This is a genomic window from Aeromicrobium sp. EU05-FHT14F07 (assembly GCF_058790455.1).
Genome location: NZ_JBYTCR010000015.1, coordinates 13,480 through 31,554, shown reverse-complemented (window position 1 = coordinate 31,554; position 18,075 = coordinate 13,480). Strand labels below are relative to the sequence as shown.

Below are 18,075 nucleotides of genomic sequence, written 5' to 3'. Positions count from 1 at the left end.
CATCTCGACGACGCCACCCCGGACGTCAGCGACGCTGCGGGGTCCCGACCTCCGGGAGGGTGGTGCTGCAGATCTGCGCGGCCTCCTCGCGCTCGATGCCCAGCATCACCAGCAGCTGGCACGCGAGGTCCTCGACGTCGTCGGGCGACACGAGCTCCGGGTGCGACGAGCGCAGGCGCAGGAAGCCGAGCAGCGAGCCGCCGACGACGCTCAGCGCCACCGGCAGCTGCGTGACCGTGAAGCGGCCCGCCTCGACCGCGTCCGTGATGTCGCGCAAGGCGCGCGGGCCGAGGCCGTCGGCCAGCTCGAGGAGGTCGAGACCGAACTGGTTCAGCACGTCGGCGAGGGCCGGGTGGGTCCAGGCGAGACGCGCCGAGATGCGGAAGGACGTCGCGAACCGCTCGGCGGGGTCGGCGATGTCGCGCGCGGCGTCCTCGATCAGCTGGCCCCACTCCTCCAGTACTGCCGCGGTCGCGGCGTGGAAGAGCTCTTCCTTGCTCGTGAAGTGGTTGTAGAACGACCCGAAGCCGATGTCGGCGGTGTCGGTGATCTGCTGGATGGTGGCCGTCGCGGCGCGGCCCTCGATGATGAGCCGCTTCGCCGCCTCGATCAGCGCCCCACGGGTACGGGCCCGGCGCCGGTCGGTGCGGCGCGGCGTTCCGTGCGCGGCGACCTCCGTCATCGCGGTCCTCTCGTCAGCATCGCGCACCACCCTAGTGCGTCACCCAGGGACGAGGCCGCGTCCTTGCACGACCGCGCCGCCGTTCCTATACTGATGATCTCATCAGTTCTGTAGGAGATGATCACGTGTCCGGCCACGACCACAGCCACAGCGACCTGCACAGCGAGCAGGGACGGCTGGCCGGCGAGCACGTCGGTCGCTCCGCCCAGCCGGTCGTCAAGGTGCGCGACATCGCCTGGCTCGAGTTCGAGAAGCCCGACCTCGTCGCGGCCGAGGCGTTCAGCCGCGCCTTCGGCTTCACCACCACCTACCGGTCGGCCACCGAGCTGAACCTCCGCGGCGCCCTGCCCGGCGCTCCCTGCGTGATCATCCGCAAGGGCCGGCGTTCGCGCTTCGTCGGCCCGGCGTTCTCCGCCGAGCCCGCCGACCTCCTGCGCCTGGCAGAGCACACCGGGCACACGGTCCAGCGGCTCCCCGAGCACCTCGGCGGCACCACCGTCGACCTGCGCGAGCCCGCCGGTGCACGGGTCCGCGTCGTCGCGGACGTGCTGGAGCACCCGGCCCTGCCCACGCAGGACGTCCACACCTTCAACGTCGGCCACGACGTCCGACGCGTGAACGCGACGCAGCGCCCGCCGCGGCAGCCCGCCGTCGTCGAGCGGCTCGGCCACGTGGTGCTGCAGTCCGACCGCTACCGCGCGTCGCTCGACTGGTACCTGGACCACCTCGGCATGATCGTCTCGGACTTCCTCTACTTCCCCGGCCAGCGCGAGCGCGGCCCTACGATGTCGTTCATCCGCTGCGACCGCGGCGACGAGCCGGCCGACCACCACACGCTCGCGCTCACGCTCGGCCCGCGCAGCCGGTACGTCCACTCCGCCTACCAGGTGGCCGACCTCGACGCGCTCGCCGCGGGCGGGGAGCACCTGCGCGACCTCGGCTACCAGCACTCCTGGGGCATCGGGCGCCACATCCAGGGCAGCCAGCTCTTCGACTACTGGCGCGACCCCGACGGCTTCCTCGTCGAGCACTTCAGCGACGGCGACCGCTTCGACGCCTCGCTCGAGCCCGGCTGGGCCGAGATGACCGCGAGCGGCCTGGCCCAGTGGGGTCCACCCGCGACCGCGGACTTCCTCGGCGTCGCACCCGGGCGCGAGTCGCTGCACGAGCTGCTGTCCATGACCACCTCACTCCGTTCCGACAACGAGTTCGACGTCCCCCGTCTGCTCGGCCTCCTGAAAGTGGCCCGCTCATGACCCTCCCCGTCCTCCGCACCGCCGACGCCTGGTGGCTCCAGCGCGCCGACGGCGCCGTCCGCATCGACACGACGGCCACGACCACGGCCGAGCTGCTCGCCGACCGCGCATCGGTCGAGGCGGCCCGCGAGGGCGGCGACCCCGTGCCCGTCGCCGACCTCGCGCTCGTCTCGCCCGTCACCGTTCCCTGCCGCGTCGTCGCCCAGATGGCGAACTACGCCAGCCACGCGCAGGACGCCAACATGGACCCCGCCAGGGTGCCGCTCGCCTTCTTCCGCAAGGCGTCGGGCTCGATCAGCGGCCCCCACGACGACATCGTGCGACCGGCGCACGTGACCCTCCTCGACTACGAGGTCGAGATCGGCATCGTCGTGGGTCGGGCCGTGCCCGTCGGCACCGAGGTCACCCGCGAGACCCTCGCCGACGTCGTCGCGGCCCTCGTGGTCACCAACGACGTCTCGGCCCGCGACCAGCAGCTGCCGAAGACCCAGTTCTACGAGTCCAAGTCGTACCGCACCTTCACCCCGGTGGGTCCGGCCCTCGTCATCCTCGAGGAGGGCGAGCTCGACCGCTTCGCCGACCTGCGGCTGCGGCTCTGGGTCGACGGCGAGCTGCGCCAGGACGAGCTGGCCGCGGACATGATCTACCGCCCGCTGGAGGCGTTCACGGCGCTCGCGCGCTTCCAGGACCTCGCCCCCGGCGACCTGCTGCTCACCGGCACCCCGGTCGGCACCGCGCTCAGCGCCCCGCCGCCGATCGTCGAGAAGATCGGCGCCCTGCTCCCGGCGCACAGGAAGTGGGAGATCTTCTTCCGCAAGCAGGCGAAGAACCCGCGCTACCTGCAGGACGGCAACGTCGTGGAGGTCGGCATCGCCACGGACGACGGCGCGATCGACCTGGGCGTCCAGCGCACGACCGTGCGGTGGTCGAGGTGAGCGTGGCCCTGCTGGTCCTGGTCGGGGTCAGCGTCGTGCTGGTCGCGACGGGGGCCGCCAAGCTGCTTGCCCTCGCCCCCATGCGGGAGCGAGCGGACCACCTCGGGTACTCCGTGACCGGCTTCCGCGTGGTGGGTGCCTTGGAGCTCGCCGGGGTCGGCGGCCTCTGGTGGGGCCGGTACGGCTCGACGCCGCTCGCCGTCGCCGCCGCCGTCGCGCTCCTCGCCCTGATGGTCGGCGCCGTGGTGTCGCACCTGCGTGCCGGCGACCGGCTCGTCGAGGCGGGACCCGCCGTGGTCGTCGGCGCCCTGCTCGTCCTGCTGCTGGTCCTGGGGGTCACCTCGTGACCCGCGGGGCCCCCGTCGCGATCGTCGGCGCCGGGCCCACGGGCAGCACCGCCGCCCTGGGCCTCGCCGCGCGCGGCATCCCCAGCGTCGTGCTCGACCGCTGGCCGGAGGTCTACCCGCAGCCGCGCGCCGTGCACCTCGACGACGAGGTGTACCGCGTGCTGGCCCGGCTGGGCCTCGGCGACGACCTCGCCCGGCTCACCCGACCGACCCGCGGCCTGCGCCTCGTCGACGCCGACCTGCGGTGCCTCGCCCAGCTCGACCGCGACGGCGTCTCCCCGGCGACCGGCCACCCCCGGGCGAACCTGTTCGACCAGCCCGTGCTCGACGCTGTGCTCCGCGAGCGGCTGCGCGCGACGCCCGAGGTCACGCTGCTGGCGGGCCACGAGGTCACCGCCGTGGAGCAGGTCGCGGCCGACCGGGTCGAGGTACGCCACCGCACCGGTCCGCACGCCGAGGAGGAGGTCGTCGAGGCCGGGTACGTGCTCGGGTGCGACGGTGCGAACAGCCTGGTGCGCACCGCAGCGGGAGCCCGTCTGCTCGACCTCGGCTTCGAGCAGCGCTGGCTCGTGATCGACGTCGAGACGTCGGCCGAGCTGGACCAGTGGGACGGCGTGCACCAGGTCTGCGACAGCAGGCGCGCGGCCACCTACATGCGGGTCGGGACGACGCGGCACCGCTGGGAGCTCCAGCTCCTCGACCACGAGGACGCGGCGGACCTCGCGACCCTCGACGCCGTGGCGCCGCTGCTGCGGGCATGGCTGCGGGACGTCGACCCGGCCGAGCTCACCCTGGTGCGCGCCACGGGCTACACGTTCCGCGCCGCCGTCGCGGACCGCTGGCGCTCCGGCCGCCTGTTCGTGCTCGGCGACGCCGCGCACCTCACGCCGCCCTTCATCGGGCAGGGCATGGGCGCCGGCATCCGCGACGCCGACAACCTGGCATGGAAGCTCGCGGGCGTCGTCGACGGCTCGCTCCCGTACGAGGTGCTCGAGAGCTACGAGCCCGAGCGGTCGGCGCACGCCCGGTCGATGATCGGGCTCGCGCGCGCCGTCGGCATCACGATGACGAGCGGCGGCCCCACCGGCGACGTCACGCGCCGCGCGCTGCTCCCGCTCCTGCCCCGCCTCCCCTACCTGCGCGGCCTGGCCGTCGACAGCGCCACGCCGCCGCTGGTGGCGACCCCCTGGGTGCACCGACGTCGGGGCGACCGGCTCGCCGGTCGACTGTGCCCGCAGGTCGTCCACGGCCGGCCGACGCTGGACGCCGAGGTCGGGCCGCGCTGGGCGCTCGTCTCGGCCGTCGCGCCGTCGCCCTCCTGCGTCGCGGCACTGACCGAGCGGCGGGTCGCCGTCGTCGAGACCGGCAGCCGGCCCGAGCTCGACACCTGGTTGCGCGACGGACGTGCGCGCGCCGCCCTCGTCCGTCCCGACCGCACCGTCCTGACCTCCGGCGACGACGTCGCCGCCCTCGTCGCCACCGCCACGGCCCTCATCGCACCCCAGCCCGGCGAGGTCCCCGCATGACCTCTCCAGCCCCTCGGTACACGCCTGACGCCTACGCGGACGACGCCATCCTCGACCCCCACCCGCACTACCGCCGCATGCGCGAGCTCGGTCCGGTCGTGTGGCTGCCGCGCCAGCGTGCGCACGCCGTCGTGCACCACGCCGCGTGCAAGGAGGTGCTGCTGGCCGACGACACGTTCCGTTCCGTTCCGAGCGGGGCGTGGCGCTCAACCCCGTGGCCAACCGGATGAGCCGTGGCACCACGTTGAACAGCGACGACGAGGACCACGTCCGACGACGTGCGCTGCTCGCGAGCCGGCTGACGCCCACGGCGCTGCGGTCGATGCGCGACGAGGTGCAGGAACGTGCCGACGCCGTCGTCGAGGCGGCCGTCGCCCGAGGCACGGTCGACGGCGTGGCCGACGTGGCCGAGGCCCTGCCGACGTCGTTCGTCCCGGACCTCATCGGCTGGCCCCGGGATGGTCGCGAGAGGCTCCTGCCCTGGGCCGGCGCCACCTTCGACTCCCTCGGGCCGGTCAACGCCCGCACCGTGCGCTCCGCACCGCGCACGCTCGCGATGATGCGGTTCGCCCGGTCCGTCGTGCGGGAGCGGTCGACGCTCCCCGGGTCGATGGGGGCCGACCTGCTCGCCAAGGCCGACGCCGGCGAGCTGGGCCACGGCGAGTGCCCGGCCCTCATGATCGACGACCTGGCACCGTCACTGGACACCACGATCAGCGCGATCGCCAGCGCCCTGTGGCTCCTCGCCGTCCACCGCGACCAGTGGGACGCGCTGCGCGCCGACCCGTCGCTCGTGCCCAACGCCGTGAACGAGGTGGTCCGCGTCGAGTCGCCCCTGCGCGCCTTCGCCCGCTACGTCGCGGAGGACACCGAGGTCGCGGGCACCCCCCTGCGGCGCGGGTCGCGCGTCGTCGTCTTCTACGCCTCGGCCAACCGCGACGAGCGCGCCTGGGACGCACCGAGAAGCTCGACGTGACCCGCGACGCGAGCCGGCAGCTCGGCTTCGGCCAGGGTGCCCACGGGTGCGCCGGCCAGGGCCTCGCCCGGCTCGAGACGCAGTCCATCCTGCGGTCGCTGCTCGAGCGGGTCGACCACCTCGAGCTCGTCGAGGAGCCCTCCTGGGGCCTGAACGACATCATCCACAAGCTCGACCGACTGCCGCTGCGGCTCGTCGCCGCCTAGGAGGAACCTCGCCATGAGAGCTCGATCCGTCATGATGCAAACTGTATGACAGTTGAACTGCTAGACACAAGGACGATTCCTGAATTACTGTGCAGCCATGACGTCACTCGACATCGCCGTCCGACGCACGACCGCGGCGCAGCAGGTCGCCGAGGGGCTGTCCGACCTCATCATGTCCGGGCACTTCAGCCCGGGCACGCGGTTGCGTGAGAGCGCGATCGCCGCCGAGCTCGGCATCTCCCGCAACACCGTGCGCGAGGCGGTGCGCATCCTGGAGCTGGGCGGTCTCGTGAACTACGAGGTCAACCGGGGCGCCGTGGTCATCGCGCCGACCTCCGAGAGCGTCATGGCCCTGTACGACGCGCGGCTGCACCTCGAGACCGCGGCCGTGCGGGTGCCGCGGGAGAGCGACGAGCTCGACGGCGTGCGCGACGCGCTCGCCGAGCTGTCGGCGGCGGCGGACACCCACCAGGTCCGCGACATCGTGACGGCGGACCTCGCGTTCCACGCCTCGATCGTGGCGCTCCTGCAGAACACCCGGATCGACGACTTCTACCGCGACCTCACCACCGAGCTGAGGTACTACCTCACGGTGCTGTCGAAGGAGACCCGCGAGTACGACGACCCGACGACGATCGTCTCCGAGCACGCCGGGATCCTCGAGGCCATCGAGAGCCGGGACACGACGGCGGCGGCACAGGCCGTCTTCGCGCACGTCAACCACAACGCGCACCGCGTCTGCGACATCCTCCGCGCGCGGGAGGCGGCCGGCTCCTCCTGACCCCGTCCCGGCGGAGCGGGGTCAGGAGGATTCCCGGCTCAGGCCGAGCAGTGCGTGTAGTAGTACTGCGACACCTTGGTCGAGGCGTCGAGGTACTCCTTGGAGGAGAAGTCCGCGAACGGGCTCGTGCCTCCCGAGCCGCTGGCCGAGGCCGAGCTCGACATGAGGTCGGCGAGGACCTTCACGTCGTCGGCGATCTCGGCCGGGGCGGCCTTGCGCAGCGCCTCGTACTTCGCCGCCGTCTCGTCGAGCTGCTTGCGCAGGGCGTCGAGGTCGGGGGTGCCGCTCGTGCTGTTGTTCAGGTTCTCGAGGCTGTTGACGCTGCTGTCGCGCAGGTCCTTCATGACCGAGCAGAACGCGTCGGAGTCGCCCGACCCGCTCGCCTCGTCGCCACCCTCGTCGTCGCTCTTCTGCGACGACGACGCCCCGGCGACCGGGCTGTCCGAGTCGTCGTCGCCGGTCAGGGCACGGATGCCGAAGTAGCCACCTGCGACGAGCGCGGCGATGACGCCGAGCACGAGCAGGACGCGCACGACGCTCGCCCCGCCTGCGCTCGCCCCCTCCGTGCTCGTGCCGTCGCTGCTCACGCCGCTGCCGGCTCCGTCGCTCTCGAGCGCCGTGGGAGCGGGGGTCGGGGTCGTCGGCTGCGCGGCGGCCACGGGGGTCGGGGTGGCGGCTGCGGGCGTCGGCGCGGGGGCCGGCGCGACCTCGGTCGGCGCCACGGGCTCCGACACGAGGGTCGGCTCCTCGACCGGCGGCTCGGGCGGCGCCGGCGGGCCGGGCGGCGGAGGCGGCGGGGGCACGGCGGCCGCGCGGGCGGCGATCGCCTCCCGGACGGTGTCGTCGCCGTACTCGCCGAGCCACTCGAGCAGCCCGTCGTAGGCGTGAGGGTGGGCGGCGATCAGGGGCCAGACCTCACGGTCTGCCTGGGCAATCTCCCGCAGACGCGCTGCGGGGGTCTGGGGGTCGGCGGCCTCGCGCTGCAGGTCGTCGTTCGTCATGGTCTGGCTCCGGCGTAGGACGAGAGGGACAGGTGCCGCGACCTCAACTGCTCAGGCCGCGACGCGATGATCTTGCGCCATCGTACGACTTGACCAGGCCAGAGTCGGCGCGTGGTCCTGTAGAGACATGGCGGAGGCAGGCGATCTCTCCGACTAGTGCGACCTGTTCCTCGGGCATCGGCCCTGCCGTATCGACAGCACCAAACGCGCACCATGCTCGTACCGATTGCTCTCTGCAATCCCGCCCGGCGGGCCGCCACGGCACTCATACTGTGCCGCATGAGTTCGTTCCGAGAATGGCTTGAGTCCCACGCCAAAGTGCTGGCGAGCCTTGCGGCCGTCTTGGCGCTCGTCGGTGGGTTGTATGCGGGAGGTGAGAAGCTCTTCGGCCTGTTCTCGAGGGCAGACGACACCCAAGCCGCGACACCGACTCCCAGTGCCAGCGCGACGAGCGCGTCGCCGTCCCCGTCGCCGTCGCCGTCGCCGACAGGCATCACCGACGAGTCCCCCGAAGACGGGGATCGGACCCAGGAACCCTCCGTCGAGGACGGCACGGGAATCTACTATCTGGCCGACGTGAGCCCCCGAGCCACCGAGAAGGAAGGCCGGCCAGGCAGGTGCACGGGCGGATGCACCGGGTTCACGAGCGGAGCGGCGAAGATCGGAGCTTCTCTGTTCTCGCGCAGCTACCTCATGGAAGTTGCCTCGGATGGACGTCGAAGCGTCGCAGTCTGGTCGCTCGCGCGCGCATGCACAGAACTCTCCGTCACCGTTGGCATCTCGGACAACACGCAGACATCAGGCGTCGTCATGTTCTCGGTGTCCCTCGACGGGAAAAGCCTGGGCCAAGCGAAGACTGGAGTCGCTGAGCCCCGGAAACTTCAACTCGACGTGACGAACGCAGCGACATTGGAGCTGGCGGCAGCGGCACAGAGCGCAGACGACGACGGCCCGATCGACATCGTCTGGGGCGATGCGATGGTGCGATGCGCCGCTGGGGCTCTGGGCCCCGCTTGACCCCGCGACCCCACGGACACGAACCCACGGCTCCACCTGCTCTCGGACCAACGCACCTGGCGCCGTTCTAAACGCGCTCATGGGATGCTCCGGCAGCGATGAGGAACCGGAGTTCGTGCCTGAAGAGCCCCGAGCGGGCGGGCGAGCCGCGGGTCAGCCGAGGAGGGGACGGACGCCCTCGGCGAACCAGTAGGCCTCCTCCACGTGCGGGTAGCCGGAGAGGACGAACTCCTCGATGCCGATGGCGCGGTACTGCTCCACCAGCTCGGCCACCTCGCGGTGCGACCCGACGAGGGCCGTGCCCGCGCCGCCGCGGACGAGGCCCACCCCGGCCCACAGCCCCGGCGCGACCTCGAGGTCGTGGGCGTCGCGGGCGTCGCGCCGCCCCTCGTGCAGGGCGCGCATGCGCTGCTGACCCACCGACAACGACGCACCGAGCGTGTCCTGGGCCTGGGCGACGACGGCCGGGTCGAGCTCGTCGAGCATCTGCTGCGCGACCGCCCAGGCCGCCTCGCTGGTGTCGCGGGTGATGACGTGCAGCCGTTCAGGGGCGAGTCGAGCTTCTCGCGCGGCAGCACGCCGGTGCTCGACGCCAGCTGCCACGCGGCGAGCAGCGCCAGGGGGCTGACCGCCCGGCGCCAGGCCCGGCGGGGCTGCCCTGGCCGCCGCGGACGCCGCGTGCGGGCGAGAGGTGCGGTGAGTGACATGGCCGCGACCCTCGCCCGACCGTTGCCCCGCCTCGCGGCCTGCTCACGTCGTGGGCAGACCGCGGGACCCTCGCGGGCTGTGCTATCCCGCGGTCACCACGGCACGTCGTCGCCGTGGCGGTCGAGGAAGCGCAGACCCGGGCGACCGCGCTGGGCCTCGACCGTGTCGATCAGCGGCGGGATGCTCTCGGAGACCTTGAGCACGGCGCCGGGGCCGCCCATGTCGGTGCGCACCCAGCCCGGCGCCAGCAGGAGGATGCTGCGGGAGCCGCTGGACTGCCGCACGGCGTAGCTGCGCACCATCTGGTTGAGCGCGGCCTTCGTCGCCCGGTAGACCTCGAAGCCGCCCGACGTGTTGTTCGCGACGCTGCCCTGGCCCGACGACATGACCGCGACGGCGCCGTCCGCGGCCACGAGGTCGTCGAGGCCCTCGACCGTGCGCATGACGCCCAGCACGTTCGTCTCCATCATGCGCGTGAAGTCAGCGGTGGCGATGTCGACACCGGCGGCGTCCCGCGGGGCGAGGGAGATGCCCGCGACCACGAGGAGCAGGTCGAACGTCCGGCCCCGCAGCCGCTCGCGGAGCGCGGCCACCTGCTCGGGCCGGGTCACGTCGAGCCGCTCCACCTCGACTGCTTCGCGGTGCCGCTCGGCGAGCCTGCGCAGGCCCGACGGGCCGTCGGTCCGCTCGGTCGCCACCACGTGCGCTCCCCGGCCCACGTACTCCTCGACCAGGGCCAGGCCCAGGCCCCGGGTCGCGCCGACGACCAGCACCTGAAGGGTGGTCGTGCGGGTCTCGGTGCCGTCGACGTCGTTGCTCTGATCGTTCATGGGTGCCCCCTGTGCTCATCGACGAGCATTTCGCTCATCAGTTGTTGAGTCAACGCTAGCACCTCGCTCAACAGATGTAGAGTGAAGGCATGACGGACGCCCAGCCGACCCGCGCCCAGCGCCGCGAGGCCACCGCCGCGCGCATCCTCGAGGCCGCCCAGGAGGAGTTCGGGACCCACGGCGACGGCGCCACCATCCGCGGCATCGCCCGGCGCGCCGGGGTCGATCCCTCCCTGGTCCTGCAGCACTACGGCTCGAAGCAGGCGCTGTTCGCCCTGGCGGTGCGCGCCGTCGACGACCTCGACCACGACGACGTGCCCCGCCACCTGGAGGAGGTGCTCGACATCCGCCTCCACGAGCTGCCCGCGCCCACCCGCGCGCTCCTGCGCTCGATGCTGACCTCCCCGCAGGCGGCGGAGGTCATGAGCACCTACCTGCAGGAGCGAGCGGCGACCCTCGCCGCGACCATGGCGGACGATCGGGCCGACACCCGCGCCGCGCTCGTCGTCGCGAGCATCATGGGCGTGACGATCGCGCGGCACTTCCTCGACCTGCCCGGCTTGTCCGACGCGCGTGGGAGCGACCTCGCCGAGCTGGTCGATCGGTGGCTCGACACCGGTGCCGACGCTCCGACGCCGGAGCGCTGAGCGTCCTCACCGACCGGTGGACGGACGCCAGCGGCTGCGGTTGACCTTGCCGGTGTCGGGCCGCAGACGCTCGGCGACCCGCTGCCACGACCTCGGCCGCCGTTCCGGCGCCAGCCGCTCCGCCGCCCAGCGCTCTACGTCGGCGAGGTCCGCGTCGGTCTCCACCACGGCGTGCACCACCTGGCCCCACCGGTCGTCGTCGGCCGGGACGACGACGCACGCGCGCACGTCGGGGTGCGCCTCCACCACGCCCTCGACGTCGGCCGGGTACACGACGCCGCCGCGCGTGGTGATGACGTCGGCGAGCCGGTCCTCGACGAAGAGGAAGCCGTCGCCGTCGAGGTAGCCGACGTCGCCCAGGGTGTGCCAGCCGTCGCGGACGGTCGGCTCCGCGCCGACGTAGGAGTACGTCGGGTGGTCGCGGCGCATGAGGATCTCGCCGCGCTCGCCGGGCGCGCAGTCGGCGCCGTCGGGCCTGGCGACGCGGAACCGCGTTCCCCCGCAGCCACGCCCGACCGACCCCGGGTGCGCGAGCCACTCCCGGCCCGTGATCATGGCGACGCCCTGCGACTCGGTGCCCGCGTACACCTCGACCACCCGCTCCGGGCCGAGCCAGTCGATCCACGCGCGCTTGAGCCACGCAGGACACCGGGCGCCGAGGTGCAGCACCTGCTCGAGGGACGACACGTCGGCCGCCGCGAGCACGTCGGGGCCGAGGCGGTGGACCCGGTGCATCGCCGCGGGCACGAGCACCGACCACGTCACCCGGTGCCGCTCGACCAGCCGGAGCCAGTCGGCCGGGTCGAACGTCGGCATGAGCACGAGCTCGTGCCCCGTCATCAGCCCCCGCATGGCGTACACGAACGGCGCGGCGTGGAACAGCGGGCTCGCGACGAGCTGCACGGCGTGCCGCGGCACGAAGGGCGCCACCGGCCGGTCGAGGTCGACCGTCGCCGGCGCGGCGGCCCGCACGACCTTCGGCCGACCGGTGCTGCCGCTCGACGTCGGGGCCTTCCACGAGGAGGCGACGGCGTCGGGCAACGGCCGCGGGTCCCCGTCGACCGCGCCGAGAGGGGCGTCGACGACGAGGGCCGGACCCGTGAGGTCGAGGACGGCCTGACGCTCGGCGGCGTCGAGCGTCGGCGCCAGCGGCTGGGGCGTGGCACCCAGCTTCCACGCCGCGACGCACGCGCGCACCAGGTCGATGCCGCTCGGCAGCGCCACCGTGACGACGTCATCGACGGCCACCCGGTCGCTCCAGGCCCGGGCCAACCGGTTCGTGTCGTCCTCCAGCCGGCGACGGGTCCAGACGTCGTCGCCGTCTCGCACCGCCGCCGCGTCCGGCGACCGCTCCGCCAGCACGGCGAAGGCGCGGCCGATGGGCAGGTCGGTCACGACACGTGGCCCGCGTAGACCTCCAGGTGCGCCAGCGCTGCCGCGTCCCAGGTGTAGGAGCGGGCGAGCTCGCGACCCGGGTCCGGGTCGGTCCCGCGGGACAGCACCCCGTCGATCGCGTCGGCGATGCCCGCGGGGTCGGTCGCGAACGCCACGGTCGACCCGAACACCTCCCGCAGCACCGGCAGGTCGCGCGCCACCACGGGCACCCCGGCGGCGAGCGCCTCCAGCGCGGCCAGACCGAAGCCCTCCTTGGTCGACACGAAGGCCATGGTCCGCGCGGCCGCGACGAGCGACGGCAGCGCGTCGTCGTCGACGACCCCCAGCATCGTCGGCTCGACGCCGAGCTCGCGGGCCCGCTCGTCGAAGGCGGCCCGGTAGTCGCGGTAGTCGAAGAGCGTCTCCCCGCCCGCGAAGGCGAGCCGCAGGTGCGGGTGCCGCGACCGCAGCAGCGCGTACGCCTCGAGCAGGTCGATGCTGCCCTTGCGGGGCTCGATGCCCCCGACGGCCAGCACGTAGTCGCCCAGCTGCCCGCGCCACCGGTCACGCTGCGACGCCGCCGCGGGCGACGCCGCCTGCTCGAAGCGGCCGGCGTCGACGCCGTTCGCGATGACGACGGGCTGCACGCCGTACTGCTCGCGCACCTCGCGGGCGACCGCCTCGGAGACGCACACGTGCCCGACCGGCTCGAGCACGGCGCAATCGTGGCAGGCCACGAGCTCGGGCGTCGTGAACGTGTCGAGGTGGTGGATGGTGCGCAGGCAGCGCAGACCCGCCGCCAGTGCGGCGTTCGCGCTGATGCAGTCCTGCGCGTGCACGACGTCGTGGTCGGCGCCGCGCAGGGCGTCGCGCAACGTGCTGATCGAGCGGAGGATGCGTGCGCCCACCGTCTCCCCTGGCACGTCGGGGAAGGGGACGGGCCGCAGCCTGACGGCTGGGTCGACGGAGCGGAAGAAGGTGCGGTCGCCACCGCGCGCGAGCGTCCACACGTCGACGGCGACCCCGGCGCGGGCGAGGGCCTCGGCGAGCGCGAGCGTGTGCACGACGCCGCCGCGCGGCTTCGTCGAGTACGTCAGCAGCGCCACCCTCATGACGGCTCGCGACCTGCCGTGACGTAGCTGTCGGGCCGCAGCTCGTCGAGGTGGTGCAGGACGCGGCGCGACCGTGCGACCTCGTGCTCGACGTCGACGTCGGCCACGGCGATCCCGCCCTTCGACCAGGTGCGGGCCAGCACGTCGCCACCCGGTCCCACGACCTTGGCCTGCCCGAGGAAGCGCAGCCCGCCGAGCACACCGGTCTGGTTCGACGACGCCCAGACCACCTGGTTCTCCGCGGCGCGGGCGCTGTCGTAGAGGTCGAAGAGCCGCGACTGCCGGTCCTGCGGCAGCCGCGACGCCCGGTCGGTCACGCTGGCCGGCCACGCCGACAGGCAGGCGACGACGTGCGCCCCGTCCAGCGCCAGCGAGCGCGCGGACTCGGGGAAGGTCTTGTCGTAGTCGATGAGCATGCCCAGGCGGCCGACCGGGGTGTCGAACGCCTCGAACCGGTCGCCCGGCGCGTAGACGAGCGACTCCCCCAGCGGCTGGTGGACCTTGCGGTGCCGGCCGTGGACACCGTCGCCCGAGACGCACAGCGCGGCGTTGTGCCGCACCTGCTCTCCGTCGACCTCGGCACGCTCGGCGTACCCGAGGCACACCACCATGTCGCCCGCGGCTGCCGCGACCTCCGCGAGCCGCGGGTCGTCCTGGGCCAGCGTCGGCGGGAGGTCGGCCCGCGGGTCGCGCAGGTCGGTCAGGTAGCCGCCCAGCGTCGCGTCGGGCAGCACCAGCAGCTCGACGCCGTCCGCACGGGCGGAGTCGATGATGGCCCGGACCTTCGCGAGCGCGCGGTCGAGGTCGCGCCCGAAGTGCGCCGCGACGGCACCGATCCGCATCAGGCCTCCGCGGGCACCGAGCGGCGCGCGCCGACGATGCACCGGGCGACGTGCTCCGCGTCGGCCGCGACGCCGAGGAACCGTCCGGAGCCCCACGTGTGCATCCACGGCAGCCCGACGAAGAACAGGCCGGGCACGGCGGTCACGCCGCGGGTGTGCGTCGGTCGTCCCGTCCCGTCGAAGACCCCGACCCGCAGCCAGCGGTAGTCGGGCCGGTACCCGATGGCCCAGACGACCGACGTGATCCCCTCGGCGGCGAGGTCGAGGCTCGTGGGGTCGACGTCGGGCGCCCACGGCGGCACGTAGTCCGGCTCCGGCGGCGCCTCGATGCCCTCGCGCTCGATGAACCGGTCGATGTCGCGCCGGATCGAGGTGTAGACCGCGTCGGCGGAGTCGAGGGAGCGGGTCAGGGTGGGCGCGAACGTCAGGTCCGTGCCCTGCGCGTCGGTCAGCTTGCCGTACAGGCGCATGCCGTCGAGGGCGAACGCCCGCAGGTCGATGTCGCGGCCGCCGTCGCGGCCGGTCACGTAGTGGTTCGTCTTCTCCCGCGCGGCGAGGCCCCCGGGGTACTGTGCCACCGCGGTGTCGTACAGGCCCATGTCGGCGAGCCACGTCATGCAGTCGCGGCCGCGGTGGAAGCGCGCCACGCGAGGGGCGTCCCCCAGCGCGAGGTGCACCTGGCGACCCTCGAGGTGCAGGTCCTCCGCGATCTGCGCGCCGGACTGCCCGGTACCCACCACGAGCACGGCACCGTCCGGCAGCTGGTCCGCGTTGCGGTACTGCTGGGAGTGCAGCTGGGTGACCGACGGGTCGATCGCCCGGGCGAACGACGGCTCGATCGGGCGGTGGTACCCGCCGGTCGCGACGACCACGTCGTCGGCCTCGAGCGTGTCGGGACCGTCGGGCGTCTCGAGGTCGAGCACGAAGCCGCCGCCGTCGCGCTCGCGCGCCTCGACGACGCGCGTGTGCGTGCGCACGGGCGGGTCGAAGGAGCGCACGTAGTCGTCGAGCCAGGCGACCACCTCGTCGCGGGTCATGAACCCGTCGGGGTCGGGGCCCTCGTAGACGTGGCCGGGCAGTCGGCAGTGCCAGTTGGGCGTCACGAGCGTGAAGTTGTCCCAGCGGCTGTCGGCCCACTCGTGCGCCGGGGTGGCCGCCTCGAGCAGGACGTGCTCGACCCCGAGGCTCGTGAGGTGGTGGCTGACCGAGAGCCCGGCCTGGCCGGCCCCGACGATCGCGACGCGGGTCATCGGGTCACCTCCACCGGCAGCGGCGGGTGCATCCGCAGCACCTCCACGACGTCCGTGGGCGCGTGCGCGGCGGCCGAGCGGCGGATCTGCTCCTGCGTCGCCGCGGACGACGTGCAGGCGAACCCGTAGCGCAGCCGGACCCGCTCGCTGGCGATCGTGAGGGCGGCCGTGGAGCGGTCGACGAAGTCCTGGACGGTGTACCGCTCGCCGACCTCCAGGTGGTCGTGCACGACCAGCGACGGGGAGTAGCAGTGCTCGACGTCGCCGTCGGGCCAGCGGACGGTGAAGGTCATCTCAGGCATGGGCGGGCTCCCGGTAGGTCTCGGGACGGCGGTCCCGCAGGTGGAACATCGCGCGGCGGGCGGTGTCGAGCTCGGCGCGCACGTCGAGCTCGGCCACCGCGACCCCCGCGTCGACGCCGGTCGTGGCGCGGACGTCGCCGCCGGGACCCACGATCTTCGCGTGGCTCACGAAGCGCAGCGACCCGAAGGTCCCGACCTGGTTCGACGCCACCCAGACGACCTGGTTCTCGAGCGCGCGTGCCGTGTCGAAGAGGTTGAACCGCTGCGTCCACCGGTCCTCGGCGATGTCGCCGGCCGTCGCCGTGCGGGACGCGGGCCACGCCGAGATGCACACGACGACCTCGGCACCGTCGAGCGCGAGCGCGCGACCGGCCTCGGGGAAGGCCTTGTCGTAGCAGATGAGGGCACCGAGCCGACCGGCCGGCGTGTCGACGGCGGCGAACGTGTCGCCGGCCTCGTAGAAGGACCCCTCCCCCAGCGGCTGGTGCACCTTGCGGTGCACGTGGAGCACGCCGTCGCCGGTCACGACGGCCGCGCTGTTGTAGCGGGTGGCGCCGTCGGACTCGCAGAACCCGACCACCAGCGTCAGGTCGCGGGCGATCGCCGCGACGCGACGGAGCTCCGGGCCGTCGACGTCCATGACGGGCGGCAGCGAGTCGGGCTGCTCGTCGTGGCTGCCGTCGCGGCCGCGCCCCAGCACCGAGAGGTAGCCGCCGAGGCAGGCCTCCGGCAGCGCGAGGAGCCCGCCGCCACCGGGCGGTCGCACCTCGTCGGCGAGCGTCGCGATCCGCGCGAGGTTCTGCTCGACGTCGCGGCCGAAGTTCTCCGCGACCGCGGCGAGTCGTGTCGTGGTCATGCTGCTGCTCCCATCCCGGTGACCGGGCCGCGGACGGCCTCGGTCACGACTCCGTCGGGCCAGCGCAGCCCGACTCCGGCGCCCTCGAGCGTCTCGCCGCACACGCGCGACGTGACGTGCCTGGGCAGCTCCCCCGGGTGGGCTCCGGCGCAGTCGGTCGTGACCATCGCGAAGCCGGGGAAGCACGTGAACCAGTCGCCCACCGTCGCTCCGGCGGGTGTCGGCACGCGGTCGACGTCGAGCACGACGCGGACGCCGCTGGCCTCCGCGAGCATGCCGGTGGTGCCGACCAGGCCGCTCATGCTGACGTCCTTGGCGGCGGCGGGGCGCAGGTCGGCGACGACGCGGCCGAGGGCGCGCAGGTCCTCCGGCGACCGGTGCGACGAGGAGTCCCACTGCGACCCGGTGTACCCGGGTCGCCATCCGCCGCCGAGGTCGGCCGTCAGCCGGACCTCCTCGCCCGGTCGGGCACCGCCGCCGGGCACGGGTCGGTCGGTGCGGCCGAGCGCGGTGACGCTGAGCGCGGGGGCGACGCCGAGCTGGGTGTGGCCGCCGAGCACCGGGACGCCCCACGCCTCGGACGCGGCCCGCAGACCCGCCAGGACCCGTCGCGCGAAGGAGGCGTCGCGGGCCCCGACGGCGTCGAGCAGGCCCACCGGTGTCGCGCCCATGGCCGCGAGGTCGTTCAGGTTGACCAGCGCCGCGCACCAGCCGGCCCACTCGGGGTCGCGCTCGACCATCGACGGCAGGATCGCGTCGCAGGCCGCCACGAGGTCGGACCCCGGCACGGGCGCCCCGTCGTCGCCCCAGAAGCCCGGGGCGGGGACACCCCCCTGGGGAGCGCCCAGGCCTGTGAGCAGGCCGCCGAGCGACGCCTTCGTGGCCTCGGCCAGCCGCTGGACCCGCGCGATGGGCCACGAGAGCGCCACGTGGGGACGGCCCTGCAGCTCGACGTCGCCGGTCGTGGTCCAGCCCAGCCGGGTGAACAGGGGGTGGTGCCGGCTCTGCACGACCGCGTCGAAGCGGAGCGCGCCGAGCGACTCGGCCCAGGCGCAGGCGGCGCGGACCAGCGCCGAGCCGATGCCGGTCGCGCTGCGCACGTCGGGTCGGACGGCCAGCCGGCTGCCTCGCCACCAGCCGAGGTCCCGCTCTTCGGTGGAGACGTGCGGCGCCGGGTGCAGCCGCACCCCGCCGAGCACCTCGCCGGCGGTCGAGCGGGCCACCAGCACGACGGTCCGCGGGTCGTCGTCGGCGCGGTCGTGGTCGGACGTCGCGAACAGGCCCTGCTCGCGCACGAACACGTCGCGCCGGAGCCGGCGGTACGCCGCGAGCTCGGTCGCGTCGGCCTGCACGACGATGTAGTCCGCCGGCGCGGTCCGGGCGGGCCGCGTGCCCGTGAGGATGCCGTGGTCGATCTCGAGCGTCAT

20 protein-coding genes and 1 pseudogene are annotated in these 18,075 nt (G+C 73.7%); 10 read left to right on the top strand and 11 right to left on the bottom strand.

Annotation, left to right across the window (positions count from 1 at the left end; translation table 11 throughout):
• Positions 1 to 25 precede the first annotated feature (25 nt).
• A complete protein-coding gene (locus AC3WRM_RS13385; protein WP_492248361.1) occupies positions 26 to 682 on the bottom strand; it encodes a TetR/AcrR family transcriptional regulator in 657 nt (218 codons plus the stop codon).
• Between the two features lie 125 nt (positions 683 to 807).
• Here AC3WRM_RS13385 and AC3WRM_RS13380 point away from each other — a divergent pair, with 125 nt between their 5' ends.
• From AC3WRM_RS13380 to AC3WRM_RS13345, 8 genes are all read left to right on the top strand, one after another.
• Positions 808 to 1,938 carry a VOC family protein gene (locus tag AC3WRM_RS13380; RefSeq protein WP_492248360.1) on the top strand — a complete coding sequence of 377 codons (1,131 nt, stop codon included), beginning with the start codon at positions 808 to 810 and terminating at the stop codon, positions 1,936 to 1,938.
• Positions 1,935 to 2,873 (top strand): fumarylacetoacetate hydrolase family protein, encoded by a 939-nt coding sequence (locus AC3WRM_RS13375; RefSeq protein WP_492248359.1) that lies wholly within the window; start codon positions 1,935 to 1,937, stop codon positions 2,871 to 2,873. The genes AC3WRM_RS13380 and AC3WRM_RS13375 overlap by 4 nt, the downstream gene beginning before the upstream one ends.
• Positions 2,861 to 3,220, top strand: a complete 360-nt coding sequence (locus AC3WRM_RS13370; protein ID WP_492248358.1) for a DoxX family protein — start codon at positions 2,861 to 2,863, stop codon at positions 3,218 to 3,220. Before AC3WRM_RS13375 ends, AC3WRM_RS13370 begins: the two co-directional genes overlap by 13 nt.
• Complete coding sequence (locus tag AC3WRM_RS13365; RefSeq protein ID WP_492248357.1) at positions 3,217 to 4,746, top strand: bifunctional 3-(3-hydroxy-phenyl)propionate/3-hydroxycinnamic acid hydroxylase; 1,530 nt, start codon at positions 3,217 to 3,219, stop codon at positions 4,744 to 4,746. Before AC3WRM_RS13370 ends, AC3WRM_RS13365 begins: the two co-directional genes overlap by 4 nt.
• Positions 4,743 to 4,976 carry a hypothetical protein gene (locus AC3WRM_RS13360; protein ID WP_492248356.1) on the top strand — a complete coding sequence of 78 codons (234 nt, stop codon included), beginning with the start codon at positions 4,743 to 4,745 and terminating at the stop codon, positions 4,974 to 4,976. Before AC3WRM_RS13365 ends, AC3WRM_RS13360 begins: the two co-directional genes overlap by 4 nt.
• Entirely contained in the window at positions 4,946 to 5,722 is a 777-nt protein-coding gene (locus tag AC3WRM_RS13355; protein WP_492248355.1) for a cytochrome P450, read from the top strand. The genes AC3WRM_RS13360 and AC3WRM_RS13355 overlap by 31 nt, the downstream gene beginning before the upstream one ends.
• Entirely contained in the window at positions 5,719 to 5,928 is a 210-nt protein-coding gene (locus AC3WRM_RS13350) for a cytochrome P450 (protein ID WP_492248354.1), read from the top strand. Before AC3WRM_RS13355 ends, AC3WRM_RS13350 begins: the two co-directional genes overlap by 4 nt.
• 97 nt (positions 5,929 to 6,025) lie before the next feature.
• Entirely contained in the window at positions 6,026 to 6,709 is a 684-nt protein-coding gene (locus AC3WRM_RS13345) for a GntR family transcriptional regulator (RefSeq protein ID WP_492248353.1), read from the top strand.
• A 38-nt stretch (positions 6,710 to 6,747) separates the two neighbouring features.
• On the opposite strand, the gene AC3WRM_RS13340 is transcribed toward AC3WRM_RS13345, so the two are convergent.
• A complete protein-coding gene (locus AC3WRM_RS13340; protein WP_492248352.1) occupies positions 6,748 to 7,710 on the bottom strand; it encodes a variant leucine-rich repeat-containing protein in 963 nt (320 codons plus the stop codon).
• Between the two features lie 279 nt (positions 7,711 to 7,989).
• Between AC3WRM_RS13340 and AC3WRM_RS13335 the strand changes: the two genes are divergently transcribed.
• Positions 7,990 to 8,727 carry an NPCBM/NEW2 domain-containing protein gene (locus tag AC3WRM_RS13335; RefSeq protein ID WP_492248351.1) on the top strand — a complete coding sequence of 246 codons (738 nt, stop codon included), beginning with the start codon at positions 7,990 to 7,992 and terminating at the stop codon, positions 8,725 to 8,727.
• A gap of 153 nt (positions 8,728 to 8,880) precedes the next feature.
• Here the strand turns inward: AC3WRM_RS13335 and AC3WRM_RS13330 are convergent.
• Positions 8,881 to 9,408 (bottom strand): annotated as a pseudogene (locus AC3WRM_RS13330) (LLM class flavin-dependent oxidoreductase); the annotation flags it as partial.
• A gap of 119 nt (positions 9,409 to 9,527) precedes the next feature.
• A complete protein-coding gene (locus tag AC3WRM_RS13325; protein WP_492248350.1) occupies positions 9,528 to 10,265 on the bottom strand; it encodes an SDR family NAD(P)-dependent oxidoreductase in 738 nt (245 codons plus the stop codon).
• 89 nt (positions 10,266 to 10,354) lie between these two features.
• Here AC3WRM_RS13325 and AC3WRM_RS13320 point away from each other — a divergent pair, with 89 nt between their 5' ends.
• Complete coding sequence (locus AC3WRM_RS13320) at positions 10,355 to 10,912, top strand: TetR/AcrR family transcriptional regulator (protein WP_492248349.1); 558 nt, start codon at positions 10,355 to 10,357, stop codon at positions 10,910 to 10,912.
• Positions 10,913 to 10,918: 6 nt separating this feature from the next.
• Here AC3WRM_RS13320 and AC3WRM_RS13315 read toward each other — a convergent pair whose 3' ends face one another.
• Genes AC3WRM_RS13315 through AC3WRM_RS13285 form a run of 7 tightly spaced genes read right to left on the bottom strand, consistent with a single transcriptional unit; the run spans position 10,919 to position 18,075 of the window.
• A complete protein-coding gene (locus AC3WRM_RS13315; RefSeq protein WP_492248348.1) occupies positions 10,919 to 12,307 on the bottom strand; it encodes an AMP-binding protein in 1,389 nt (462 codons plus the stop codon).
• On the bottom strand, positions 12,304 to 13,398 hold the full coding sequence (locus AC3WRM_RS13310; protein WP_492248347.1) for an MSMEG_0565 family glycosyltransferase: 1,095 nt from the start codon (positions 13,396 to 13,398) through the stop codon (positions 12,304 to 12,306). Before AC3WRM_RS13310 ends, AC3WRM_RS13315 begins: the two co-directional genes overlap by 4 nt.
• Complete coding sequence (locus tag AC3WRM_RS13305; protein ID WP_492248346.1) at positions 13,395 to 14,240, bottom strand: carbon-nitrogen hydrolase family protein; 846 nt, start codon at positions 14,238 to 14,240, stop codon at positions 13,395 to 13,397. Before AC3WRM_RS13305 ends, AC3WRM_RS13310 begins: the two co-directional genes overlap by 4 nt.
• Positions 14,240 to 15,490, bottom strand: coding sequence for an MSMEG_0569 family flavin-dependent oxidoreductase (locus AC3WRM_RS13300; RefSeq protein WP_492248345.1), 1,251 nt, complete (start codon positions 15,488 to 15,490; stop codon positions 14,240 to 14,242). The genes AC3WRM_RS13305 and AC3WRM_RS13300 overlap by 1 nt, the downstream gene beginning before the upstream one ends.
• A complete protein-coding gene (locus tag AC3WRM_RS13295; RefSeq protein ID WP_492248344.1) occupies positions 15,487 to 15,792 on the bottom strand; it encodes an MSMEG_0570 family nitrogen starvation response protein in 306 nt (101 codons plus the stop codon). Before AC3WRM_RS13295 ends, AC3WRM_RS13300 begins: the two co-directional genes overlap by 4 nt.
• The gene (locus AC3WRM_RS13290) at positions 15,785 to 16,648 is read right to left on the bottom strand and encodes a carbon-nitrogen hydrolase family protein (RefSeq protein ID WP_492248343.1); all 864 of its coding nucleotides are present in this window, start codon (positions 16,646 to 16,648) and stop codon (positions 15,785 to 15,787) included. Before AC3WRM_RS13290 ends, AC3WRM_RS13295 begins: the two co-directional genes overlap by 8 nt.
• A complete protein-coding gene (locus AC3WRM_RS13285; RefSeq protein WP_492248342.1) occupies positions 16,645 to 18,075 on the bottom strand; it encodes an MSMEG_0567/sll0787 family protein in 1,431 nt (476 codons plus the stop codon). The genes AC3WRM_RS13290 and AC3WRM_RS13285 overlap by 4 nt, the downstream gene beginning before the upstream one ends.